Annotated in this window: 25 protein-coding genes; 21 read left to right on the plus strand and 4 right to left on the minus strand. The window is 63.6% G+C overall.

The genetic code is table 11. The features are described from left to right. Window positions 1–115 precede the first annotated feature (115 nt). From P6U23_RS15515 to P6U23_RS15525, 3 genes are all read left to right on the plus strand, one after another. The gene (locus tag P6U23_RS15515; RefSeq protein ID WP_407180583.1) at window positions 116–1183 is read left to right on the plus strand and encodes an alpha/beta fold hydrolase; all 1068 of its coding nucleotides are present in this window, start codon (window positions 116–118) and stop codon (window positions 1181–1183) included. A gap of 62 nt (window positions 1184–1245) precedes the next feature. Then, the gene (locus P6U23_RS15520; protein WP_407180584.1) at window positions 1246–1533 is read left to right on the plus strand and encodes a hypothetical protein; all 288 of its coding nucleotides are present in this window, start codon (window positions 1246–1248) and stop codon (window positions 1531–1533) included. Between the two features lie 105 nt (window positions 1534–1638). Beyond that, window positions 1639–2127, plus strand: a complete 489-nt coding sequence (locus tag P6U23_RS15525; protein ID WP_407180585.1) for a CDP-archaeol synthase — start codon at window positions 1639–1641, stop codon at window positions 2125–2127. Window positions 2128–2130: 3 nt separating this feature from the next. Here the strand turns inward: P6U23_RS15525 and P6U23_RS15530 are convergent, their stop codons facing one another. After that, a complete protein-coding gene (locus P6U23_RS15530) occupies window positions 2131–3072 on the minus strand; it encodes a metallophosphoesterase (RefSeq protein ID WP_407181475.1) in 942 nt (313 codons plus the stop codon). A 276-nt stretch (window positions 3073–3348) separates the two neighbouring features. Here P6U23_RS15530 and P6U23_RS15535 point away from each other — a divergent pair, with 276 nt between their 5' ends. Continuing rightward, entirely contained in the window at window positions 3349–5394 is a 2046-nt protein-coding gene (locus P6U23_RS15535) for an NAD(+) synthase (protein ID WP_407180586.1), read from the plus strand. Window positions 5395–5406: 12 nt separating this feature from the next. On the opposite strand, the gene P6U23_RS15540 is transcribed toward P6U23_RS15535, so the two are convergent. Beyond that, complete coding sequence (locus tag P6U23_RS15540) at window positions 5407–5772, minus strand: hypothetical protein (RefSeq protein WP_407180587.1); 366 nt, start codon at window positions 5770–5772, stop codon at window positions 5407–5409. 302 nt (window positions 5773–6074) lie between these two features. On the opposite strand from P6U23_RS15540, the gene P6U23_RS15545 reads away from it, so the two are divergent. After that, a complete protein-coding gene (locus tag P6U23_RS15545; RefSeq protein WP_407180588.1) occupies window positions 6075–6989 on the plus strand; it encodes a division plane positioning ATPase MipZ in 915 nt (304 codons plus the stop codon). A gap of 75 nt (window positions 6990–7064) precedes the next feature. Here P6U23_RS15545 and P6U23_RS15550 read toward each other — a convergent pair whose 3' ends face one another. Continuing rightward, window positions 7065–8576: a rhodanese-like domain-containing protein gene (locus tag P6U23_RS15550; RefSeq protein ID WP_407180589.1), complete on the minus strand. Its 1512-nt coding sequence runs from the start codon at window positions 8574–8576 to the stop codon at window positions 7065–7067. A gap of 115 nt (window positions 8577–8691) precedes the next feature. Beyond that, window positions 8692–9312, minus strand: a complete 621-nt coding sequence (locus P6U23_RS15555) for a nitroreductase family protein (RefSeq protein WP_407180590.1) — start codon at window positions 9310–9312, stop codon at window positions 8692–8694. 489 nt (window positions 9313–9801) lie between these two features. On the opposite strand from P6U23_RS15555, the gene P6U23_RS15560 reads away from it, so the two are divergent. From P6U23_RS15560 to P6U23_RS15635, 16 genes are all read left to right on the plus strand, one after another. Then, a complete protein-coding gene (locus P6U23_RS15560) occupies window positions 9802–10926 on the plus strand; it encodes a methionine ABC transporter ATP-binding protein (RefSeq protein WP_407180591.1) in 1125 nt (374 codons plus the stop codon). Further along, entirely contained in the window at window positions 10916–11581 is a 666-nt protein-coding gene (locus P6U23_RS15565; RefSeq protein WP_407180592.1) for a methionine ABC transporter permease, read from the plus strand. The genes P6U23_RS15560 and P6U23_RS15565 overlap by 11 nt, the downstream gene beginning before the upstream one ends. A 44-nt stretch (window positions 11582–11625) precedes the next feature. Next, window positions 11626–12402: a MetQ/NlpA family ABC transporter substrate-binding protein gene (locus tag P6U23_RS15570; protein WP_407180593.1), complete on the plus strand. Its 777-nt coding sequence runs from the start codon at window positions 11626–11628 to the stop codon at window positions 12400–12402. Window positions 12403–12901: 499 nt separating this feature from the next. Beyond that, on the plus strand, window positions 12902–13093 hold the full coding sequence (locus tag P6U23_RS15575; protein ID WP_407180594.1) for a hypothetical protein: 192 nt from the start codon (window positions 12902–12904) through the stop codon (window positions 13091–13093). Between the two features lie 196 nt (window positions 13094–13289). Further along, a complete protein-coding gene (locus P6U23_RS15580; protein ID WP_407180595.1) occupies window positions 13290–13868 on the plus strand; it encodes a MarR family winged helix-turn-helix transcriptional regulator in 579 nt (192 codons plus the stop codon). A gap of 462 nt (window positions 13869–14330) precedes the next feature. Continuing rightward, the gene (locus P6U23_RS15585) at window positions 14331–15623 is read left to right on the plus strand and encodes an ABC transporter substrate-binding protein (RefSeq protein WP_407180596.1); all 1293 of its coding nucleotides are present in this window, start codon (window positions 14331–14333) and stop codon (window positions 15621–15623) included. A 39-nt stretch (window positions 15624–15662) separates the two neighbouring features. Beyond that, a complete protein-coding gene (locus tag P6U23_RS15590) occupies window positions 15663–16562 on the plus strand; it encodes a branched-chain amino acid ABC transporter permease (RefSeq protein ID WP_407180597.1) in 900 nt (299 codons plus the stop codon). Between the two features lies 1 nt (window position 16563). Further along, the gene (locus tag P6U23_RS15595) at window positions 16564–17487 is read left to right on the plus strand and encodes a branched-chain amino acid ABC transporter permease (protein WP_407180598.1); all 924 of its coding nucleotides are present in this window, start codon (window positions 16564–16566) and stop codon (window positions 17485–17487) included. Further along, window positions 17484–18230 carry an ABC transporter ATP-binding protein gene (locus tag P6U23_RS15600; RefSeq protein WP_407180599.1) on the plus strand — a complete coding sequence of 249 codons (747 nt, stop codon included), beginning with the start codon at window positions 17484–17486 and terminating at the stop codon, window positions 18228–18230. The genes P6U23_RS15595 and P6U23_RS15600 overlap by 4 nt, the downstream gene beginning before the upstream one ends. Then, window positions 18230–18973, plus strand: coding sequence for an ABC transporter ATP-binding protein (locus tag P6U23_RS15605; protein WP_407180600.1), 744 nt, complete (start codon window positions 18230–18232; stop codon window positions 18971–18973). Before P6U23_RS15600 ends, P6U23_RS15605 begins: the two co-directional genes overlap by 1 nt. Beyond that, window positions 18904–19587 carry a DUF2848 domain-containing protein gene (locus P6U23_RS15610; protein ID WP_407180601.1) on the plus strand — a complete coding sequence of 228 codons (684 nt, stop codon included), beginning with the start codon at window positions 18904–18906 and terminating at the stop codon, window positions 19585–19587. Before P6U23_RS15605 ends, P6U23_RS15610 begins: the two co-directional genes overlap by 70 nt. Window positions 19588–19720: 133 nt before the next feature. Beyond that, a complete protein-coding gene (locus P6U23_RS15615; protein ID WP_407180602.1) occupies window positions 19721–20239 on the plus strand; it encodes a flavin reductase family protein in 519 nt (172 codons plus the stop codon). 36 nt (window positions 20240–20275) lie between these two features. Then, on the plus strand, window positions 20276–21754 hold the full coding sequence (locus tag P6U23_RS15620; RefSeq protein ID WP_407180603.1) for a 4-hydroxyphenylacetate 3-hydroxylase family protein: 1479 nt from the start codon (window positions 20276–20278) through the stop codon (window positions 21752–21754). 14 nt (window positions 21755–21768) lie between these two features. Next, window positions 21769–22149 (plus strand): cupin domain-containing protein, encoded by a 381-nt coding sequence (locus P6U23_RS15625; protein WP_407180604.1) that lies wholly within the window; start codon window positions 21769–21771, stop codon window positions 22147–22149. A 144-nt stretch (window positions 22150–22293) separates the two neighbouring features. After that, a complete protein-coding gene (locus P6U23_RS15630) occupies window positions 22294–23988 on the plus strand; it encodes an FAD-dependent oxidoreductase (protein ID WP_407180605.1) in 1695 nt (564 codons plus the stop codon). Next, the gene (locus P6U23_RS15635; protein WP_407180606.1) at window positions 23985–24326 is read left to right on the plus strand and encodes a 2Fe-2S iron-sulfur cluster-binding protein; all 342 of its coding nucleotides are present in this window, start codon (window positions 23985–23987) and stop codon (window positions 24324–24326) included. The genes P6U23_RS15630 and P6U23_RS15635 overlap by 4 nt, the downstream gene beginning before the upstream one ends. Window positions 24327–24394 lie beyond the last annotated feature (68 nt).

Raw genomic sequence — 24394 nt, forward strand, 5'->3', positions numbered from 1 at the left:
CGCCCTGATGCGGCTGACGCATTGGCGAGATGAGCCCCACAGGAGCAAGACCGTGGGAGAGAAGCGAACAACGCCTGGACAAGATAGACCCGCGACGGCTTGGCCGCAGGACCCGATGCTGTGGCCCTATACCGCCGCAAAATTTGCCCTGGATGCCTGCTCGTGGTGGATCGAACTGGGGGTGGGCGCGACCGAGAAGCGCGACGACACCGAATTGGCCTGGACGACGCCGAACAAGGTCGCGCTCGACCTCGCCACCTTGCGCCTGCGCGACTTTTCGCGGGCGCAAGGCGGCAATCCCGTTCTCATCTGCGCGCCCTATGCGCTGCACGGCGCCTTGATCGCCGATCTTGCACCTCGCCACAGCCTTGTCGGGGCGCTGCAACGCGGCGGGCTCAACCGTTTGTATGCGACGGATTGGCGCTCGGCCTCCTCTGACATGCGCTATCTGTCGATCGACAATTATCTTGCCGATCTCAATGTTGCGATCGACGAGATCGGCTGGCCGGTCGATCTGGTCGGGCTATGCCAGGGTGGCTGGCTGTCGCTGGTCTATGCCGCACGGTTTCCGGAGAAGGTGCGTCGGTTGGTGCTCGTCGGCTCGCCCGTCGACATGTCGGTCGAGTCCGATCTTTCGCTGATGGTTACCAATGCCTCCCTGGCCGCATTCGAAGGATTGGTAAATAGCGGCGGTGGGATCGTGAGGGGCGATGACATCCTCCGCTTCTGGAGTCCTTCGGCTGACGCCGAAGTGGTGCTGCAAAGAAGTCTGTCGCCAGATAGTGCTGCCGACAAGGCGTTGCGGGAGCGGTTTGCCCGCTGGCACAATCAGACCGTGGATCTGCCGGGGACGTATTACCTCCAGGCGGTCAACTGGATCTTCAGGGAGAATAGACTGGCAAAAGGCGGCTTCGTCGCGTTGGGGCGCGAAGTTCACCTTGATCGGCTGACGGTGCCGGTCTTCCTGCTGGCCGGCACTGACGATGAGGTGGTGCCGGCGGCGCAGGCGCTGGCGGCGGCCCCGTTGCTGGGAACGCAGGCGGCGTTCATCGAGCGCGCGATCGCACCTTCCACTCATCTCGGCCTGTTCATGGGTGCGAGGACGCTCACGACCTCGTGGCGGCGCGTTGCCGCCTGGCTGCAAAGCGGCGAGGCGGCCTTGCGCGCGCGCGAAATCGCATAAGTCTGACAGTGCGGGACCTACTTGCGTTGTACATCCTTACGTTATCCTGAAAGGACCTGACCATGAGAATGGCGGAACGGCTTGGTGCTGTTGCGGTCGCGGGATTGCTCGCGGTGATGACGCCTGTTCGCGCGGATGGGGGAGGCGGCCGGCTCACCCTCGCTCACAGCCGTGCGGCGATCGGCATCGGCTATCCGATGCAGGGCCCTGGCGAGCTGCGGCCGGGTCCTTATAGGGATGCCGCTCAGTTCTGGAAGAACTATCAATTCTACTACGACGAATGCCGACATCCCCCGGTTCGGCCGGAGCTGGATTGGGATTACGTGCTGTCGTGCTATTTTGGCTATTGAACTTCGGCGTCGCGTCGTCTGATCTGTTGTCTGGCCTGATATGTATCAACGCGCGTGATACGTAATCGCATCGCCGTTGATGCATGTCGTAAGCGGCAGGACAACATGCAGATCTTTCCGATCGCGCAGGCGCTCGCGCTTCTGATGCTTGCGAACGGAACGCCGGTCATCGTCAAGAAGATCTGCGGATCCCGTCTGGCGGTCCCGCTGGATGGAGGAGGGCGCTTTCTCGATGGCCAGCCGCTGTTTGGTGCATCGAAGACGATCCGCGGCGTGGTCTCTTCGATCGCCGTCACGGCGGCGGTGGCGCCGTTGCTTGCGGTGTCCGCCGGCGTGGGCGCGCTGATGGCGACCTTCGCCATGATCGGCGACCTGTTCTCGAGTTTCATCAAGCGACGCTTGAAGCTGGCGCCGAGCAGCCAGGCGATTGGTCTGGATCAGATCCCGGAATCGCTGTTTCCGCTGCTGGCGTGCCAAGGCATGCTGGCGCTGAGCTTCGCCGATATTGTCGTCTGCGTTGGCATCTTCATGGTGGGCGAACTGATCGTCTCGCGCATTCTGTACAGTCTGCGCATTCGCGATCAGCCCTATTGACGATCAGGCGCGCGTCAGGCGGTGCAGGGTGATTTCTGGCGGGCAGTTGTAGCGCACCGCGACGACGCTGGACCCGGCGCCGACCGAGGTGTAGCCGGCCATATTGCCATAGTGCCAGGCACCGGCGCCCATCCGGCGCGGCAGCACCGAATCCAGCGTGATCGGGATCGCGCCGGGCAGGCAGATCTGCCCGCCATGGGTGTGGCCGGAGAGCAGCAGGTCGAAGCCGGCATGTGCGGCCTGCCGATAAATTTCGGGCGTGTGCGACAACAGGATCGCGAATGTGCCTTCAGGTATGGCCGCGGCGGCCTTCTCGATATTGTCGACCCTGAAATAGTGGGCATCGTCGATTCCAGCGAGATAGATCGACTCTTCGCCGCGTGTGATGACGTCGCATTCGTTCTGCAACATCCGAATGCCCATGGCTTCCAGCTCGGGCAGCATCTGGATGGTATCGTGATTGCCGAGCACGCCGAAGATCGGCGGCTTCAAATGCGCGACCAGCCGTTCCATGCCGTTCAAGGCCGCATCAAAGGGACCGAACGTCGCGCCGCGGAAGTCACCGGTCAACACGCAGATGTCATATTGCAGTCCCGTGACGAGTTCGGCCAGCCGCTGCATGGCGCGCTGGTTCATGTCGACATGGGTATCGCTGATATGAAGGATGGTGAAACCATCGAATTGCGCGGGCAGCCTGCTTGAGGGGACGTGGTTTGTCTTCACAACGATGCGCTCGGCGTTCTTGCGCCCGCGCCAATAAAGGCCGCACAACTTCAGCGTGTTGCGGATGACGGAGTGAACCGAATACCAGTTCTCGATATGAAAGAAGTTCAGGCCCTGGCCGAACACCTGCGCCTCGTGATCGGCCTCGATGCCCAGCCGCTGGCGGGCGTGCAGCCGCCCGAGGCGTTGCTCCAGCGCGGCGAGGAGTTCGTTTTTCTTCAGCAAGCGATGCCCCTACGGACGGAACTTGGCTCTCCGACGGGCAAGAATAGTACAAACTCGAGGGCGGGGGAGCCTCATTGCGCCGGGGAAGCGACCCGATTTCATCGCGCGCAAATCCAAAGCGGGCAGCGAGCTTGATCATGCTCGGGCCATGGTCGGGCCGTGGCTTCCGCTCGGGACGCTGTTTTGCGCGGATGTAGGGCGGAAAGCCCCGCTTGACCTGTTCAGCGCAACGGCCGATGTCCTATAAGCGGGAATAAGGAGGTACCGGGCGAGATGAGCTTCCACTCGATCTATCGGCACGGCTTTGCCCGCGTGGCGGCCTGCGTCACGGTGTCCAGCGTGGCCGATCCGACCGCCAATGCGGCGGCGATTCTCAAGGCGGCGCGGGCCTGTCATGAGAATGCCGCTGCGCTCGCCGTATTTCCCGAGCTTTGTCTCTCGGGCTATGCGATCGAAGATCTCGTCATGCAGGATCCGCTGCTCGATTCCGTGGGGCGGGGGCTTGCCACGATTGCCGAAGCCTCGGCCGAGCTGATGACGCTCCTCGTGATCGGCGCGCCGTTGCGGTTCGGGGCGCGGATCTACAATTGCGCGGTGGTGATCCATCGCGGCCGCATCCTGGGCGTCGTGCCCAAGACCTATCTGCCGACCTACCGGGAATTCTATGAAGGCCGCCACTTCGCCTCCGGCGCGGGCATGGCGGGATTGGAGATCGCGATCGCGCAGACGAGGGCGCCGTTCGGCGTCGATCTTCTGTTCGAGGCTGAGGACGTCCCGGCTCTCACCATCGGGGTAGAGATCTGCGAGGACATGTGGATCCCCGTGACGCCGGCCTCGGAGCTCGCGCTGGCCGGCGCCACCGTGCTCGCCAATCTCTCGGGAAGTCCGATCACCATCGGCCGGGCGCGGGCGCGCGCGCTTCTCTGTCAATCCTGCTCTGCGCGGTGCCTTGCGGCCTATGTCTATGCGGCGGCGGGCGACGGCGAGTCGACGACCGATCTGGCCTGGGACGGCCAGACCTCGATTTTCGAGAGCGGCGTCTTGCTGGCCGAGGGCGAGCGTTTCCGCCGGGGCGGACAGATCACCTTCGCCGACGTCGACCTGGACCTGCTCCGGCAGGAGCGCGTGTCGATGGGCACCTTCGACGACAACCGGCGCGAGATCGCCACGCGCGGCGGCAGCTTTCGCCGCATCGCCTTTTCGCTGCGGCCGCCTACGGCCGATATCGGATTGATCCGAAGCGTCGAACGTTTTCCCTTCGTGCCGAGCGACGAGACGCGGCTCGCGCAGGATTGCTACGAGGCCTACAACATCCAGGTGGCCGGTCTCGTGCAGCGGCTGCAGGCGACCGGCACCAAGCGCGTCGTCATCGGTGTCTCGGGCGGCTTGGACTCGACGCACGCGTTGATCGTCGCCGCGAAAGCGATCGATCTGCTCGGCCTTCCCCGCTCGAACGTGCTTGCCTACACGTTGCCGGGTTTTGCAACGGGCAGCCAGAGCAAGAGCTACGCGCTCGCGCTCATGAAGGCGCTGCACGTGAGCGCGCACGAGCTCGACATCCGCCCCACCGCGACCCAGATGCTCAAAGAGCTCGGCCACCCCTTTGGCCGAGGCGAGCCCGTGTACGATATCACCTTCGAGAACGTGCAGGCGGGCCTGCGCACCGACTACCTGTTTCGGCTGGCCAATCATCACGGCGGTATCGTCATCGGCACCTGCGATCTGTCGGAACTGGCGCTCGGCTGGTGCACCTATGGGGTCGGCGACCAGATGTCGCACTACAACGTCAATGCCGGCGTGCCGAAGACCCTGATCCAGCACCTGATCCGTTGGGTCATCGCTTCGCAGCAGTTTGCCCCGGAGGTGGGAGATACGCTCGGCGCCATTCTGGCGGCGGAGATCTCCCCGGAACTCGTGCCCGCGGCCGCAGGCGAGAAGCCGCAAAGCACCGAGGCCGCGATCGGCCCGTATGAATTGCAGGACTTCAATCTGTTCTACACACTGCGCTACGGATTTCGTCCCTCCAAGATCGCGTTTCTGGCATGGCACGCATGGAAGGACCGCGGGGCCGGCCTGTGGCCGCCCGGCTTCCCGGCCGACCAGCGCCGTGCCTACGGCCTGGCGGACATTCGCCATTGGCTGGAGGTGTTCCTGCGCCGGTTCTTTGCCTTCAGCCAATTCAAGCGGTCGGCGTTGCCGAACGGTCCGAAAGTCTCGGCAGGCGGCTCGCTGTCGCCGCGAGGCGATTGGCGCGCGCCGTCCGATGGCAACGCAGCAGCATGGCTGGAGGATCTGCAGCGCAACGTGCCGCCGCCATAGCGAATAGCGCCCTCAATAGGGCGGATAGTAATATCGCGGGCCGTAATAGGAGCCTGGCCCGTAATATCCGGGGCCGTAATAATAGCCGTAGTTCTCATAGTATTCGCGCCGTTGCTGGGCCGCGATGGCGCCGGCGGCCAGTCCAAGCGCCATCCCCATGAAGGCCGCGCCGGCCGCGCTCGGCCCGCGATGGTAACGGCGGTGACGGCGGGCCGCGCTGAAATCCGTCGCATCGCTCGACGCCGTCACAGAGACGCCGTTCGAGCCCGTCGCGGAGGCTGCGGCGAGCGGCGAAGCCGATGTGGTAAGAGCCAGTGCCGAGATGGTGGCGAAGATAATGCCTCGGCCGGTTGGAGAGATCACTCGTTCGCGCGCCACGGTCTGAACCTCCTCTGCTTAGCTCCCTGGAGGTAAGTTGAACACGGCTCATGTCAATTGATCAAGATCAAGGCATCCGTTCGCGTCAAGCGTAGGCCCCCTCCGAGGCGAGAGCATCCTGGTGGTGAAAGGAACCCTCTCTCCGGCTTTGCGCAAGCGAAGGCAGGTGTTGAACGATGGTCGAACGTCATCGGGTCACAAGGATGTGTTGCGGCCGTTGCGCTCCCGCGCTGTGCGGTCGGGAACGGCACGGCGCGGCGACGGATTAGTGAAAGACGTCTCGCAAAGCGCTGGAGTGTCAGATGCAGCACGGAGCGCTTCGCAGATTGCGAAGTGCACCTTACGTCATTGTCGTCGGCAACGGGAAGGGCGGCTCGGGCAAGACGACGCTGGCGATGCACGTGGCCATCGGCCTCTTGAAGGCCGGGCAAAAGGTCGCAGCGCTTGATCTCGACCCCGACCAGCGCAGCCTGACGTGCTACATCGAAAACCGCCGCATATGGGCGAACCATCAGCGCATTGAGCTCGAGGTTCCGCTGCACCGGCACATCGCCGCCGCCCAGGGCATGAGGGCCGACGAGAACGAAGCCAAGGAACTTGACTGGCTGCAAGAGGCGATCGCGAGCTTCGAGGCGTCCTGCGACTTCCTCGTGATCGATACGCCTTCGCACGACAGCTACCTCATGCGCGTGGCCCATTTGGCTGCCGATACGATCTTAACCCCACTGCAGGACAGCTTTCTTGACCTTTGCTCGCTGGGCCTGATCGATCCTGTCACCCATGAAATCATCCGAACCGGTCATTACGCGACAATGGTTTGCGCGGCGCGAGCGAAAAGGCGGCAACTAGATCCCGGCTTCATCGATTGGGTGGTGATCCGTAACCGCATGTGTGAAGGCGCGCTGGTCAAGCACAGTCTCGCCGAACTCGGCCTGCGCGTTGGCTTCAGGGACGCCGAAGGCTCCGCCGAGCGGGCGGTCTATCGGCAGTTCTTCCCCTTGGGAATGACCGCGTTCGATCCGCCGGACGAGATCACGCCCGGGGCCGGTCCGAACCAGTCCCATCTTGCGGCCCAAGCGGAGATGCAGGCGCTGTTCGAGCGTCTGCAACTGCCGATCAGCGAGCGCGGTCTGCGCCGCGCCGCTGCCCGCTCCGAATGGTCGCTGCGGAAGGAGACGCCGCTTGCGCTGGACGAGATTCTTGCCGACGAACGGTGATGCGCGCGTGGTTATAATCGGAGATCCGCTCGCGCCGGGGCTGGGGGCCGAGCCTCTCGCCCGGCACCAATCCGATCAGATGACATGGAAGTTGGATACGGAATCATTGGCAAGCTGCGCGACGAGCTGCAGCTCCCAGTCGATATAGGCCTGCATCGCGGCGGTCGCATTATCCGTGCCCTCGTAGGGGCGCTTGTAGACGTCATCAGGTTGCGACACCCAGGAGTGATGATCCCGCTCCAGTGAACGATCGCTTTCCACCCAGGCGCGCGTTCCCGCCTTGAGCACCGTGACCTTGCGCGGCGTCGCCGTCGCCGCATCGGCAAGCGCGAACAGCGCTTCATCGCCGTCGGCACTGGTCAGGACGATCGGTCCGTCGCCGGGCAGGCGGGGCAGATCCTCGGCGAAGCGCGAGGCCAGAACGAAATGCGCGCCCGGAATATGGCCCGCCGTGTAGGCAGGACTGCGCGCGAGATCGACGACCGTCCAGTTCACCGCATGGGCGGCGAGTTCTGCGACCGCAATTGCGTCACCGCCCGGATCGGGGGGAACGGGGCGGCGCGGCGCCGGCGTTCCGGCACGCGTCGCCGCGATCACGTCCGGTCCAACGACGTGGGCTTCCCAGCCCATCTGGACCAGCCAGGACGCGGTCATTCGCGCGCGGATTCCATCATCATCGAACAATACCAGCCGCGCGCCGCGGACCGCGACCCATTCGTCGATCGCCTGCACGAGCTGACCGCCCGGCGCCGAGGCAAAGCCGGCCGGATGTCCACGCTCATATTCTTCCGGCGTCCGCACATCCAGAAGATGGAGCGTGCGCTCGTTCGCCTGCGCCAGGAAAAGAGCGAACGTGGCGCGGTCCAGGACCGAAACGCCGACGCGGTCGGCCCAGGCTTTCGCGTCGGCAAGGGCGGTGGGGTAGGTCGTCTCGGGCCGCTGCAGGAAGCGGTCGGTCTTGCCGCGCTCGACCGTGTGCCCGGCCAGCGTCCAGCCGATGGTGCCGTTGCGGAGCGCAAAGACCTTGTTGGGGAGGCCGGCATTGATCAGCGATTGGGTGCCGATGATGCTGCGGGTCCGGCCCGCGCAATTGACGATGATGGTGGTGTCGGGCGAAGGCGCGATTTCGCGCGCACGAAACGCAAGCTCGCCGCCGGGAACGCTGATGCCCCTGGGAATGCTCATGGTGCGGTATTCCTCGAACCGCCGCGCATCGAGCACCACGAGGTTGGGTTCACTCTCGAGCAGCGCCTTGGCCTCGCGTGCGGAAAGAGAAGGAGTGTGGCGGATCGCTTCGACGAGCTCTCCGAACGCCTTGCTCGGCACATTGACATCGCGGAAGACCTCGCCGACCTCTGCATAAGCGGCAAGACCGCCGCGGAGGATGGAAACGTCCGTAAACCCAAGCCTCGAAATGCGTGCCACCGCGCGCGCCGCATATCCCTCGCCATTATCGTAAACGACGATCGGCGCGGTCAGCCGCGGGATCAGATCGAGAATGCGCAGTTCGATTTGCGAGAGCGGCAGCGAGACCGCAAAGAACGGATGGGCGAGGGAATAGGGCCCTTCCTCGCGGACGTCGAGCAAGGCGATTTCTTCGCCGGCACGCAGCGACGGCGCAGCTCGCGCGGGGTCGTTTCGGCTATCCCGTCGGGCCGCGTCGTGCCGGGGATTTGGGATTGCGAGACGCTGGTCATCGCAATCAGCCTCGGAAGCGTTCGGGAAACAAGCCTCGTGCCACGAAGGCGCCAACCGGGGAGCGGCTGCTCGGTTGCTCGCGCTGCAGGAGCCCGGGCGGCAAATGTGCGCCATCGCCTTTGCGGCCGACCGCAATCGCAATCTCGACCGCAAAGCCGTCGGGCACCCCGAGCACGACCTTCGCCTTCTCGACGTCAAATCCGCTCATGCCGTGCGCCGACCACCCCGCGGCTGTCGCCTGGTTGGCGAAATTGGCCCAGGCAGCGCCACTGTCGAAGGAATGGGTGCGCGAGAATTGCGGCTCCGATTTGCCCGGTGCCGTAAACTCCTTCTTCGACAGCAAATAGATCAGGGCCGCGGCGTGGCGCGCCCAGTCCTGATTGAACGCAATCAGAGGCGTCAGAAAGGTCTCGAATTCCGGCTGGCCGCGCAAAGCATAAAGAAAGCGCCAGGGTTGGGAGTTGAAAGCGGATGGTGCCCAGCGCGCGGCCTCGAAGAAGCCGTGCAGAACCGTTTCTGGGATTTCCTCTGGACTAAACCCGCGCGGCGACCAGCGGTCAACGAAGATGCGATCGGCCTCGTATTCGGGGGCACGGCTGGTCGAAACCTGCTTCTCAATAGTCACCTTCTTCTCCTCGTTGGCAGCACGCGGCGCGCCAGCATTAATCGAAATTGTCGGGCAGTGTGAAGCGGTCATCGAGCCGATGCGAGCGGATCGCGCTCGTGAACGCGCGCGGCAGGTGGGAAGCGGGACGCAATGGCCTGGCGTCTCCGAAAAGACCTATATTGCCTGACCGCAAAAATCTTCTTTTGGTGCGACGGTCAGAGAAAGCTTGGCCTATCTTGACGCCGATATCTGAAATTGCCAGGGACGCGGCTGCAGGCCATGTTATTGTGCGGTGCGGTACCGGGTGCAGGTGGTCCACGAAAATCGCAGCAAATCGCTCGGCGGGCCAAGGCCGTCGGACGGCGATCGGAAGCGCCGCGACAGGTGCACCGGCCGCGCCGCTCGCCATCGTCGATAGCGATCTCCAGCTATTCGGCCACTGAGTTGTTGCGTTCTTGATCCGTGGAGACTGTGACGCGGCCGCGCCATGAGAGTTGGAATTGTCGAATGAATGCACATCAATCGCTGGCAGTCGCGCGAGCCATCCCATCAGCTCCGCCCGTTTCCGAAAGTCCCGTCGAACAGGACGCGATGGTCCGGTTCGAGGCCGTTTCGAAAATCTATCCCGCCTATCGCGACAAGCCAGGTGTCCAGGCGCTGCAGCACATCGATTTTGCCATCCCGCGCGGATCGATCACCGGCGTGATTGGCCGGTCGGGCGCGGGAAAGTCGAGCCTCGTCCGGCTGATCAACGGGCTGGAAAAACCGACCACCGGGCGGGTCGTTGTCGACGGCCGCGATATCTCCAGCCTGGTGGGTCGGGAGCTGCGCCTGGCGCAGCGCTCGATTGGCATGATCTTCCAGCATTTCAACCTGTTGTCGTCGCGGACGGCGGCGGACAATATCGCCCTGCCGCTCGAAATTGCCGGTTGGTCGAAGGCCGATATTGCGGTGCGCGTTTCCGAACTGCTGGACCTCGTTGGCATTGCCGATAAGCATGATCGCTATCCATCCGAGCTGTCCGGCGGCCAGAAGCAGCGCGTCGGCATCGCCCGTGCGCTCGCCACCAGACCGAACGTCCTCTTGTCGGATGAGGCAACCTCAGCGCTCGACCCGCAGACGACGCGCGCGATCCTCGATCTGCTCGCCAACATCAATCGCGAGATCGGCGTCACTGTCGTCCTGATCACCCACGAGATGTCGGTCGTCCGTCAGCTCGCCAAGGAAGTCGTCGTGATCGATGCCGGCAATATCGTCGAGCGGGGACATGTCGCCGACATCTTTACCCAGCCGAAGCACCCGATCACCCAGAGTTTCCTTGCCGAGGTGCTTGGCGACACTATTCCGGTCTCGCTGGCGAGCCGGCTCGAACCGCAGCCGATCCCGGGCGGCCGGGCCGTCATTCGCCTGCAGGTGCGGGGGACGGATGCCGGCGACACCATCGTCGCTCGCCTCGCGCGCGAACTGGCAATCGACGTCGCGTTGCTCTCGGCCCGTATCGACGAGATCGGCGGCCAGCATGTGGGCTCGCTGATCATCGGCATTCCCGGTGGCGAGGCCACGGCGCGGCAGGTGCTGGCCCATCTCTCGCAGCAGCAATTCTCCGTGGAGCGCCTTGGCTATGTCGCGTGAGCTCATCAACCTGATCATCGAGGCGACCGGCGAAAGCCTGTTCATGGTCTCTGTCGCCGCGCTCTTGGCGACGTTGTTCGGACTGCCGATCGGGATTTTCCTGGCGACTAGCCGCAAGGGCGAGCTGTTCGCCGCACCGGCCATCAATGCGGTGCTGGGCATTATCGTCAACGCGACGCGGTCGACGCCGTTCATCATCCTGGTCGTCGCCATCATTCCTTTAACGCGGCTGGTTGCGGGCACTTCGATCGGCTCAGGGGCCGCAATCGTGCCGCTCACGATCGCCGCGACGCCGTTCATCGCGCGCCTGGTGGAAGCTGCGATCCGCGAGGTCGATGCCGGGCTGATCGAGACGGCGTCCTCGTTCGGGGCGAGCCCGCTGCAGATCGTGTTCAAGGTGCTGATCCCCGAGGCGCTGCCGGGACTCGTCATGGCCTTGACGCTGGCCGTCGTCAGCCTGCTCGGCTATTCCGCAATGGTCGGCGCTGTCGGTGGAGGCGGCCTGGGCGATCTCGGCATCCGCTATGGTTATCAGCGCTTCATGCCGGAAATGATGCTGGCCGTGGTGCTGGTTCTGATCGCGCTGGTGCAGACGGTGCAAACCGCAGGCGATTATCTGGCACGCCGCGTCAATCGGCGCCTGCGGCACCGCTGAGACCGCCGCTCGAATTTAGTCCATTAACCTGTTTGGAGAGATGAATGCGTAGCTTTGCCGCGATTGTTGCCGTTGCTCTTGCGCTGTCGATGCCCGCGAAGGCCGAGACAATCCGCGTCGGCGTGACGGCGGGACCTCATGCCGAGATCATGGACGTGGTCAAGAAGGTCGCCGCCGAGCGCGGCCTCGACGTCAAGGTCGTCGAGTTTACCGATTATGTCATCCCCAATCAGGCCCTCGCGCTCAAGGACATCGAGGCGAATTCGTTTCAGCACGAGCCTTACCTGAAGAACCAGATATCGAAAACCGGCTGGAAGATCGTGAAGGTGGCCAACACCATCGCCTCGCCGCAGGGCGTCTATTCGCTGAAGTACAAGAAGCTGAGCGATCTGCCCGAGGGGGCGCGCGTTGCGATCGCCAATGATCCCTCGAACGGGGCACGCGGCTTGATGATCCTCGCCTTGCACGGCGTGATCAAATTGAAGGATCCGAACAACGTTGCATCGACGGTCGCCGACATCACGGACAATCCGAAGAAATTGCGGTTCGTCGAGCTGGATGCGGCACAGCTTCCGCGCGCGCTGCAGGACGTCGACCTGGTGGCGATCAACAACAACTACGCCGTGCAGGCAGGGCTCAATCCGGCCGTCGACGCGATCGCCCACGAGAATGTCGAGGGGCCCTGGGTCAATATTCTCGCCGTTCGTGAGGAGGACAAGGACAAGCCGTGGGTGCAGCAACTCATCGCGGCGTATCACTCGGACCCGGTGAAGGAGTTTCTCGATAAGCGCTTCAAGGGGACCTACCTCGCGGCCTGGTAGCAAGGCTGGCCCTCCAGGCGCCTATCGGCATCTCGTATGTCGATATTCGCGCCAGAGCCGGCCACGACGAGGCCACCGCCCAACCTCCGGCTCGTTGGGAGCCAACGGGTCCGCGTGAAGTGCGCCGCCCGATGACAGGCTGCAGCGAAGCAATCCACGCTTTCTCCGCGGATGCAGTCTGGATTGCTTTCCGCCTACGCGCAAAGGCGCTTCGGCGGGACTTCACGCCTCGCCATAGCTCGCGCAGCGAGCGACGGCGGGTCGTCGCTTTCGCTCCTCGCAATGACGGGCTCGGCCGAAGAGCAGCCTGATCAGCGTCAAGGTCAAGCGCAAGAGGCGTGTTCCAGACGCGAAATTGTGAATAGCGGGTGACAAGTGGTCATTCGTCCGGGTCGGTTCGACGGGGCCTGGTTTTCGCTTGCTCCGGCACCGAGACTCACCTTAGAGCGGAAACGGTCCGAGAGGGCCGAAGAAGCTAATTTCAAATCTGGTTTTGCTGATGCTTAGGTTGAACCGAGAGCTGCCGACCAGCGGCTACGCGCTTGTGATTGACGGTCGAGTCAAGACGGAGTTCAAGACCAAGGAAGGTGCCGAGACTGGCGCGCGGGACCTGAAGCGACGCTTTCCGATGCTGCAGATCAAGATCTACGACGCGCAGGCGCGATCGGACGAGGAGGTGCGGCTCGCCTGAATGAAGCCTGGCGCGGTGCCGGCTTAAGACATTAGGCGTGAGTGATCATCCGGAAGGAACCGGCTGGTGCGGTCGCGCGGCCGGCTGCGCTTGTCGGCTTGGCGAAACACAGTAGCTCTGGCCTTGCGAACGTGTTTAAGCTGACGACGAGGTCAAGCGTTCTTGCTCGGCCACGGCTTTGCAAAGGTCAAAAGGCGTGTCCCGACTTACAGTTTCCAAGCCGGAATTGATGCCGGATGGCACCGACATCCGCTTTCGGCAATTCATTCATGATTTTCTCGCGTTCAGCGCCCGCGTCGATGAGTGCCGCGCCTATTTCGGCCGACGGCTCGGCATCTCAGGAATTGCCTATACGACGCTGATCTCGATCGCGCATCTGGAGGGCGAGGAGGGGGTCGGCGTCAGCCGAATCGCCGAGCACCTGCACCTTTCGGGGGCCTTTGTCACGATCGAGGTTGCCAAGCTGGTCAAGGCGGGCCTGGTGAAAAAGCGCACCAATGACGTCGACCGCCGGCGCGTGTTGCTGACCGTGACGGCGAAGGGGCGCAAGATGCTTGACGATCTCGTTTCGATCCAGGCGCCCGTCAACGATGCCCTGTTCGATTGCCTCAGCGCCGACGACTTCACGCGGCTGTCGGCGATCATGGCGCGTCTGGTCGGATGCGGTGATCATGCGGTGGCGATGCTCACCTACATGGATGCCGCCCCCTCGGACAGCCGCAGGGTGGCTGCGTCCGAACGGCCGGCGCGCAAGAAGGCCGCCCGCGCACGGTAGACGCGACGGAATCAGGTTGGATCGCGCTCGCGCTCCAGGTCCTTGCCTGGGCACGATCTCTTCGCAAAATTGGTTCGCGCTTTGGTCGTTGCCGCGCGCGACCATCTTAAGCCGATCGACGCACGAGCTTTTTCGATCTTCCCGCCCTCATCTGGCGCGGTTTGTGCAGAGCCTTTCAGGACTGCATCCCGATCTTGTCGCGGGTGGATCAAAGTAGCGCAGCAGCCAAGAAGATCAGTTCAACGCCTTTGATGTGCTGCGCATCCGCTTTGCAGTGCAGCACAAAAAAGATGCGAGCCGCTATCATTTTCATCTTGACCGATCTGGATCAATAGCTTTGAAATAAAGCTAGTAATTAAAGGTAGATAGATACGTGCACCCATCGATCATGCGAGCGCGAGCCGTTCGTCCTTGCGCGGCATGAAAAATCCCCAACAGCCAGGAAATAGAGGCGAAGGCGACATGAAGAGACTCGGCCTGTCCGCGGTTGCGCTTACGATTGGACTTGCGGCGGCTTGGCCCGCCGCGGCGCAGGAAAAGCCCGATGCGTTGGGCCTCGGCATATTCACCTTCACGTCGGGGCCGGCGGCGGCCTACGGCATGCCGGGCAAGAACGCGGCCGACCTGATGATCGAGCAGATCAATGCAAAGGGCGGCATCGGCGGCGTGCCGGTCAGTGCGACCTATGTCGATGAAGCACAAGGCGCGCAGGGCGTGATCGCGGAGTACCGGCGCCTGGCGGGCGATGCGAGGAACCAGGTCATGGTGGCCGCGCTATCGAGTGCAAATTGCCTGGCGCTGGCTCCGATCGCCGAGCAGCTCGAAATCCCGACCGTCGGCTGGAATTGCGACACGCACCAGCTTCTGACCGATGGCAAGAGCAAATATGTATTCCGGCCCAACGGAAACACGGTTCCGGAGTTCATCGCGTATGCGATCTATCTCCTGGACCGCAAGCCGGATGTGAAAACGGTCGCCATCATCAATCCGGACTATGCCTTCGGCCACGACGCGGCGACGATTTTCAAGGCGGCGCTGAAGGCCTTGAAGCCGGATGTCGAAGTGGTGGCGGAGCTCTATCCCAAGCTCGGCTCGCCGAACTACCAGACCGAGATCTCGCGCCTGACGACCGCGCATCCGGATGTCGTGTTCTCCAATCTGTGGGGCGGCGACCTCGAGAACTTCGTGCGGCAGGCTTCACCACGCGGCCTGTTCCGTTCGAGCCAGGTGATCCTCGCGCTTGGCGAGACCGTGCTGCAGCGGGTCGATTTGCCCGAAGGCGTGATCGTCGGCGTGCTCGGCGACGGCTGGTGGATGTCGCCGGACGCCAAGGCTAATCCAGAGACTGCCGCTTTCGTCGCCGCCTACAGGGCTCGTTTCGGTGAGTATCCCGTGTTTCCTTCGATCAAGATGGCCAACACGCTGATCTACGTGAAGGCGGCGTATCAGGCGGCGATGCAGAAGAACGGCGGCAAGTGGCCGACGCGCGCGGAAATCGCCGAAGCGATGAAGGCAAGCAAGGTGGCGACGCTGACCGGCACGACCGAAACCCGCGCCGACAATGATGGTCTCGTCGACCAGATCGTGGGCGTGACCGTGAAGTCGCCGGAGCAGCCGTTCCCCGTCATTGGGCAGATGGTCCGCTACAAGGGCGACAAGCTGATGCCGCAGGCTGGCCAGGATCCGATCGGCTGGATCTCGACCCTGACGCCGGAGTTCGCCAAGAGCCTGCCGAAGCCGGGAAGCTACAAATAGGGTGGCGGCACCGCTGCGTGCGATGCCGGGTGAGGGCCGATGTTGAATGCGATCATTCCCCTGCTGCTGGACAGCCTCGCCAGTGCGGCGCTGATCTTCTTTGCGGCGGTCGGCCTGACCCTGGTGTTCAGCGTGCTTCGTGTGCTGAACGTCGCGCATGGCAGCCTCTATTCCATCGGCGGCTATGTCGCGGCATCGGTCTGCCTGTTCATCGCGAGCCGGCAGATGAACCCGTATCTCTCCTTCGTGGCGCTCCTCTTCAGTGCTGTCTTCGTCGCCGCGATCTTCGGGCCGCTCGTCGAGCGCAGCCTGATCCGGTGGACCTACGGAAGGTCGGAGGCCGTTCAGATCCTGATCACGTTCGGACTCTTCCTCATGCTCGAAGACCTGCAGCGCATGATCTTCGGCGTGCAATCCTATTACGAGGACGCGCCGATGCGTCTGCTCGGCACGACGAACCTCAGTGGCGTCGTCTATCTGAACTACCAGATCGTGCTGATCGTGATGGCGATTGCGGTGGTGGTCGGCTTGCGCTTCCTGATCCGGCATACCCGGATCGGGCGATTGATGACGGCGGTCGTCGCCGATCGCGAAATGGCGCAGGCGGTCGGCATCGATACAAATCGGATTTTCATGCTGGCCTTTTCTCTCGGCGTGTTCCTGGCCGCGCTCGGTGGCGCATTGGCGACACCGACCTCCGGCATCGCACCCGGGCTCGGCGCCGACACCATGGTGCTCGCCTTCGCGGTCGCGGCGATCGGCGGCCTCGGTCAAATCGAGGGGGCTGCGGTGGCTTCGCTGATCGTGGGGCTGGCGCGGGTGCTGGCAATCTATGTGGCGCCGGAGCTGGATGCTGTGGCGCCTTATGCGGCGATGCTGGTCGTGTTGCTTATTCGCCCTTACGGCCTGTTCGGATCAGCCAGCGTGAGGAGGGTCTAGGGTGCGAACGATCCTTGCCGCAGCCGGGATCCTTGCGATCGCGGCCCTTCCTCTCGTCGCGCCCTGGCTTCAGTTCGTGCTGACGCTCGCGGTCGCCAAAGGCTTTGCGGCGCTGGGCGTCGCCGTTCTGCTGCGCGCGGGATTGATCTCGATCGGGCATGCGATGTTCTTTGCCGCGAGCGCTTATGCGATCGCGTTCCTGGCGCGCTTTGGCATCAACGACTTCGCGGTTTTACTGATTTTCTCGGTGCTCGCCGCCGCGGCCGTCGGCGCGATCGTCGGTTCGTTCCTCGTCCGCTACCGCGCGATCTTCTTCGCGATGCTGAACCTGGCGGTGTCGATGGTCTTCTATGCGCTCTGCGCCAAGCTCTACGGCGTCACCGGCGGGACGGACGGCATGCCGGTGCCGATCCCGACCCTATTTGGGATTTCGCTCGGCGAGGTCGCGTTCAAGCAGGTGCTGTTCTATGTCAGTCTGATGCTGATCGTGATCGTCGGCGCGGCCGTGCACCGCTATCTCGACAGCCCGCTGGGTCATGCGCTGTCGGCCGTCCATACCAACGAGATACGGCTTGAATATCTGGGGATTCCGGTCTGGGCCGTTCTCCTGATCGCTTACGTCATCTCCGCTGCGCTGGCCGGGCTTGGCGGTGCCATTGCGGGCTTTGCGATCGGACGCGTGGTGCCCGATTTTGCGTTCTGGACCGCCTCCGGGCATCTCGTGCTTGTCGCCGTCCTCGGTGGAATCGGCGGCGTGCCGGGTGCCTTCATCGGCGCATTCTTTCTGGAGCTGTTGCACAGCGCCGCAGTGACCGTGACCGACGCCTGGAATCTCGTGGTCGGCGCTGCGCTCATCATCGTGATCATGTTCTTGCCGCGGGGCTTTTACGGCTTCTTCGAACGCGAGAAGGGGACCGCGCTATGAAGCCGGCCATCCTCGAAACCAGCGACATTCACGTTGCGTTCAACGGCGTCAAGGCGGCCGACGGCGTGAACCTGAGGGTGGGCGAGGGTGAATTCCTGGCGGTCATCGGGCCCAATGGTTCCGGCAAGACGACGCTTCTGAACATCTGCACCGGCTACATCAAGCCCCAATCAGGACGCGTATGTCTCGGAGGAAAGGACATCACGCGCCTTGGACCGCGGGCGATCGCGCGGCTGGGGGTTGCACGGGCGTTCCAGATCCCGCAGCTCTTTTCGGACCAGCGCGTCATCGACAACATGATGCTGGCGCTGGCTGCCAAGGACGGACTGTGGAGCGCGGTCAGGCCGCTTGAAACCGAAGCGCGGCGTCAGGAGGCAGCGAGGCTGCTTGAGTTGGTCGGGCTGGCCGATGATGCGAAGCGCATCAGCCGTACCTTGCCGGAAGGCCATCGCAAGCTGCTCGACATCGCTATCGCGATGGCGTTGAAGCCGCGCCTGCTGCTTCTGGATGAGCCGACCAGCGGGGTCAGCGTGCTGGAGCGCTTCCCGCTGATGGAGGCGCTGATGGCCGCGCTGCGGCAGGCGCGGATCACGGCCTTGTTCGTCGAGCACGACATGGAGGTGGTGGCCCGCTACGCCAATCGCGTCCTGGTCTGGAACGCAGGACAGATCATGGCCGAGGGACGCCCCGACGACGTCTTCAGCGATGCGCGGGTACTTGAGCGCGTCGTGGGAGTGGCCTGATGCTTCGCCTCGAAAAGGTCAGCGTCTCCATCGAGGGCGTCCGTGTGCTTCGCGACGTGAGCTGCGAGCTGATCGATCGCAAGACCACGGTGCTGATTGGGCGTAATGGCGCGGGAAAAACCACCACGCTGCGCGCGATCATGGGGCTGATCGGCCTGGATGGCGGCACGATCCGGCTGGACCACCACGAACTCGACAGGCTGCCGGCGTACCGACGCGCCCACCTCGGTATCGGCTATGCGCCCGAGGACCGTCGATTGATCCCCGACTTGAGCGTCGAGGAGAACATTCGCCTGCCCACGCTCGCGCTCAAGCTCGACAAGTCCGAGTGCCGGCGCCGGCTGGACGAAGTCTACACGCTGCTGCCCGAACTGCATGTGATGCGGGCAAGACCCGCGGGCGGCGTTTCCGGCGGGCAGGGGAAAATGGTCGCGCTGGGCCGCGCGCTGACCGTGGCGCGCACGGTGCTCCTGCTCGATGAGCCGTTCCAGGGCCTCGCCCCGGCGCTCGCGCTCAACTACGCGCGTACGCTTGGCGAGCTGCGGAAGCATCGCCCCGAACTCGCCTTGCTGATCACCGAATCGACGCCGGCGCTGCTCGATCGTATCGCCGACTGCACGCTGCAGATCGAGCGCGGCGAAATCATCAAATCCAACGAGAATGAGGGAAAGTCATGTTCCTGCAATTCGAGCGCATCGCGCGAGACAGAACCGACCGTGTCGGGCTTGAGATCGATGCTCTGATCATCGCGGGCTGGGCCGGCAGGGATAGCGCGGCGATCGAGCACCACATCGAGGAACTCGCCGCGATCGGCGTGCCGCGCCCGTCGACGACACCGCTCTATTACCGCGTCGCGGCGCAGACCTTGACGCAGGCAAGCCGCCTTGTCGTGCTCGGCCCGGATACCTCGGGAGAAGTGGAGCCCGTCGTCGTCGCGATGGCCGACGGACTTTGGATCGGCCTCGGCTCGGACCACACCGACCGGAAGGCGGAGGCCGCGGGGATTGCGCTATCCAAGCAGCTTTGCGGCAAGCCGGTGGGGACGCGGCTATGGTCCTATGCGGATGTTGAAGGGCATTGGGATGAGCTGATCCTGCGGTCGTGGGCATCAATCGCGGGCGAGCGCGTTCTTTATCAGGAGAGCCCGGTCTCGAGCTTGAGGACGCCGCGGGATCTCATTCGCAAGCACACCGGCGCCGATACGCTTCCACCCGGTACGTTGATGTTTTGCGGAACGCCGGGCGCGATCGGCGGGATCCGGCCGGCGGCCCGCTTCGAGATGGAGCTGCAAGATCCCGTGCTCCAGCGCTCGCTGACGCACAGCTATGAGATCGAGGCTCTTCCGGTCATCTCCTGAAGGCGCGACGATGGCTTGAGGCGGAACGGGCATGCAGTGCAGCATAAGAATGTCGCGACAAGCCATCACTTCTGTCTTGACCGCCTTCAAATAATAGCTTTGAAATAAAGCTATCTTCTAAAGCGAAACCTGGATGTCACCTGAACTCTCATTCCGTCGCGCTCTGTCGCAGTTCGCCACCGGTGTTGCCGTCATCACGGCGCGCGGGGCGACGGGCGAGGCGGTCGGCATGACCATGAGCTCGTTCAATTCGGTTTCGCTCGATCCGCCGCTGGTGCTGTTCAGCGTCGACCGCCGCGCGCTGAGCCTGCCGGCCATGCGCGATGCGGCGGGCTACGCCGTCAACATCCTGAGCCGTCAGCAGGAGGCGCTGTCGAACCAGTTCGCCAAAGCGCTCGGCGACAAGTGGCGCGATGTCGCCCATTCGCTTGGCCATGCGGAGGCGCCCTTGATCGAGGGCGCGCTGGCGCACTTCGAATGCGAGCCTTACGCGCAGCACGATGGCGGCGACCACGTCATTTTCGTCGGCCGTGTCGTGCGTTTCAGCGCGCGGGAGGGCGAATCCCCGTTGGTGTTCTTTCGGGGCAAGTACTGTGCGCTGGCCGAAGCTGGCCAGCGCGAGCCAACCTGGCCGTTACCGATCCATTACTGATCGGCGCACGCCACTCCAATGCGAGGAGCAAGACGAATGATCAAGACAGGCGAACAGCACATTGCATCGCTGCGCGACGGCCGGACGATCGTGATCGACGGCACCAAGATCGATGATCCGACGGGGCATCCCGCCTTCACGCGCCTGGTCCATTCGGTTGGCCGGCTCTATGACTTCGTGGCCGCGCCCGAGAACCGCGAACTGATGACCTATGCGACGCCAGATGGTGAGCGTGCCAACCGGATCTGGGAACTTCCGCGCAGCCGCGAGGATCTTGTCGGCCGCCGCCGGGCACTGGAAGCCTGGGGAAGTCTGCACGCCGGCTTTCTCGGCCGCGCGCCGGATCACGTCGCCTCCTGTATCGCCGGGATGTATATGGGCCTTGACGTGTTCGAAGCCTATGACCCCGCGCGCGCCAAGGCGCTTGCCGATTACTATGCCTATGCGCGCGACCGTGATCTCTATTTGACCTACGTCATCATCAACCCGCAGGCGGACCGCTCCAAGCCGGCCTCGCAGCAGAAGGATGCATTCCTGACCGCGGCGGTGGTGGACCAGGATGCGACAGGCATTACCGTGCGCGGCGCCAAGATGCTGGCCACGGGCGGCGTGGTGGCGAACGAGGTGTTCGTCACCTGTATCCAGCCGCTGCAGCCTGGCGACGAGCCCTACGCCTTGTCGTTCGCGGTGCCGATGAACGCAAAGGGCCTGACGCTGCTGTCGCGCAAGTCGTACGAGGCAGCGTCGCCGTCGGTGTTCGACAATCCGCTTGGCAGCCGTTTCGACGAGAACGACGCGGTATTGTATTTCGACGACGTCAAGGTGCCGTGGGAGCGTATCTTCATCTTCAAGAACCTGGAGATGTGCCAAAAGCAATTCCACGCAACGCCCGCGCACGTCTACCAGAACTACCAGGCCATGGTCCGATTGTCGGTCAAGGTGCGGTTCCTGCTCGGCATCGCCCGGCGCATCTCCGAGGTCAACGGAGTGCTCGCGTTCCCGCAAGTGCGCGAGACGCTCGGCCAACTCGCCGCCGAGGCCGGCATGATCGATGCCATGGTCGCGGCCATGGAAGCGAAGGGGACGAACTACAACGGCTACTTCGTTCCGGACCGGCACACCCTGTACGCCGCGCAGACGTTGACCCAGCAGCTCTATCCGAAGATCATCAACACGCTGCGCGACCTCGCGGGTGGCGGCATGATCATGCTGCCGTCATCGGTGAAGGACTTCGCCAATCCCGAGGTCGCCGCGCTGATCGACGCGACCCAGCAATCGCCGGTGGCGAGCGCCACCGAACGGGTCAAGTTCTTCAGACTCGCATGGGACGCGGTCGGCTCCGAATTCGCCTCGCGCCACCAGCAGTATGAGATGTTCTACGCGGGCGCGACGTTCGTCACCAAGGGACATTCATTCCGAACCTACGACTGGGCCGCCGCCGGCGCGCTCGTCGACGGCATCCTCGGCGGCTACCAACTCGCCGACGAGGTGAAGCATCAGCAGGCCGCGGCCTGAGAGGAGAACGCACGATGGCAATCAACAAGATCCACGACGAATTCCACACCCTGGACATGAACGAGGGGTGGGAAACGCCACCCGGCTATCCCACGGGCATCAAGCAGAAGATCCTTTCGGGGGCGCTCGATGAGGCCCGGCGCGGCGGCAGCCGTACGCGGCTTTTAAAGTTCGATCCGGGTGTCTACACCACAGCGCCGTTCGTCCACGAATATTGGGAAGAGGTGTTTCTGGTCTCCGGCGACCTGACGGTCGGCAATGACGCTCAGGGCAATGGCGGCGAATCGTTCAAGCCCTACACTTACGCCTGCCGTCCCCCGGGGGCGGTACACGGTCCGTTCAAATCCGAGAAGGGTTGCCTGCTGCTCGAGATCCACTACTTCGATCCGGCCTAAAGCGGTCGTGCGCTGGTCGGAATGCCCAGCTTGCTCGCATGGTTGGGCCGCGCTCTCGCACGTGGCACGAATGGTGCTCGCGTGCTAATGGCGGCGATGAACGCAAGCGTTCATCTAGCATGCGTTCAAGAATGGGATTTCGGGGTGCAGCGGGAAGTAGGGACACATCTTAAGACGGATGTGCTTGTGGTCGGTGCGGGCGGCGCGGGGATGTATGCCGCGCTCGAGGCCGCGCGCACCGGCGCGGATGTGACATTGGTCGACCGCAGCCTGATTGGCCGCGGCGGGGCGACCGTGATGGCGCAGATGACGGTCGCGGCGGCGCTCGGTGAGCAAACGCCGGATCATTGGGAGCATCATCTTGCTGATACCATCGCCGCCGGCCGCGGGCTCTGCGATGAAAAGCTCGCGGCGATCCTGTGCGAGGATGGCCCACGGCGCATTCGCGAGATGGACGGCTGGAAGGTGGGATGGGCCCGCGAGGACGGCCACATCAAGCAGGTCCAGGCGCCCGGCCATGATCGGCCGCGCTGCGTCTATGTGGATTTTCTCTCCACCGGCCCGGCCGTGTCCAAGACGCTTCGGGGCAGACTGAACGAGGCGAGCGGCATTCGCCGGATTGGCGATCTCCTGATCGTCGATATCACGGTTCGCGACGGCGAAGCCTGCGGCGCGACAGCCCTTCATCTTGCGACCGGGACCATCGTGACGATCGCGGCGCGGGCCGTGGTCATCGCGACCGGGGGATTGACGCGACTCTATCGGCGTAACAGTGCCTCGTCCAATATGGGCGGTGATGGCTATGCGCTGGCGCTTCGCGCCGGCGCGGAACTCGTCGACATGGAGTTCGTGCAGTTCTTTCCGATCGGCCATCTCGCACCGCGGCTGGTCGGCATGGACCCGATCATGTGGGACCCTTTCCGCTACAAGCTCGGTGGCAAGCTCTTGAATGCCGAGATGCGCGAGTTCGAGGCGGATTACGCCAATCGCGACGGGCGCAGCGATGGCCGCTACGTTCTGACGCGCGACCTTGCGACCTACGCCATCTCCAAGGAAGTGGAAGCCGGGCGCGGCAGCCCGGCCAGCGGGGCCTATCTCAGCTTTCGGCACGTCCCGCCCGACGAGATACGCCGCGCCTTCGGCCCCGTGGTCGATCGGCTTGCCGCCAATGGCATCGATCTCGCGCGCCAGCCGATCGAGGTGGCGCCCATCGCCCACTATCATATGGGCGGAATCCGTGTGGACGAAACGCTGCAAACACGGGTTACGGGACTTTTCGCCTGCGGCGAGGCTATCGGCGGTGCGAACGGCGCCAATCGGCTGTCCGGAAATGCAATCACCGAGACTTTCGTCTTTGGTGCCCGCGCCGGACGCCATGCCGCTTTGCGCGCGCTGAAGCACTCAGGGGCGGCGGAGCCGGACGCCGCGGCCATCGACCTTCTGCACCGCGCGGCGCGCCGCGATGCACCGAACACCGCGGCGCTCGTTGCTGCCGTGCAGTCACTGATGGCGGAGAAAGTCGGGCCTTTTCGTACCGACGATAAGCTGCGGTCCGCAATCGCAGAGCTTGCCGAGATCAAGAACGAGATCGGCGACGATCCGATCGCGTCGTCGGCCGGCGGCTTCGATCCCGTGCTGGTCGATTGGCTTGACCTGCGCAACATGTTGCAGGTGGCGCAGGCCGTGGCCTTGCCGGCACTCGCCCGCACCGAAAGCCGGGGCGCGCATCAGCGGGAGGACTATCCCGTGCAGAGCGACGATTGGGGCGTCAACCAGATCGTGGAGCTTGCGGATCAGGCCCTGAACATCACGCTTGCGGAAAAGAGGATCGCCGCATGAAAGCCGTGCTCGCCGTTCAACGCGGTACCCCGGGCGAAGCGCCTCGTATGGAGACGTTCGAGCTTGAGTTCGAACCCGGTCAGTCGGTGCTCGATGGCTTACGGGTGTTGCGTCGCGATCAGGATCCTTCGCTCGCCTTCCGCTTCTCCTGCATCAACGCCAACGCCTGCAAGGAATGCATGATGCTGATCGACGGCGAGGTCGATTATGCCTGCACCGTCCGTCTCAAGGAGGGCGTGACGAAGCTCGCGCCGCTGCCGAAAAAGGCGCTCGTCCGCGATCTCGTCACCGAAATCGCACCTCCCGACGAACGGCTGGAGCGCGTCAGCCGAAACTGAAAGGGGACGGAAGAAATCCGTTTCCAAAATGCACGGCAATCAAGGTTGCCGTGCCGCAATATCGCTTG

The sequence above is a fragment of the Bradyrhizobium sp. STM 3562 genome (assembly GCF_045571435.1).
Classification (GTDB): domain Bacteria; phylum Pseudomonadota; class Alphaproteobacteria; order Rhizobiales; family Xanthobacteraceae; genus Bradyrhizobium.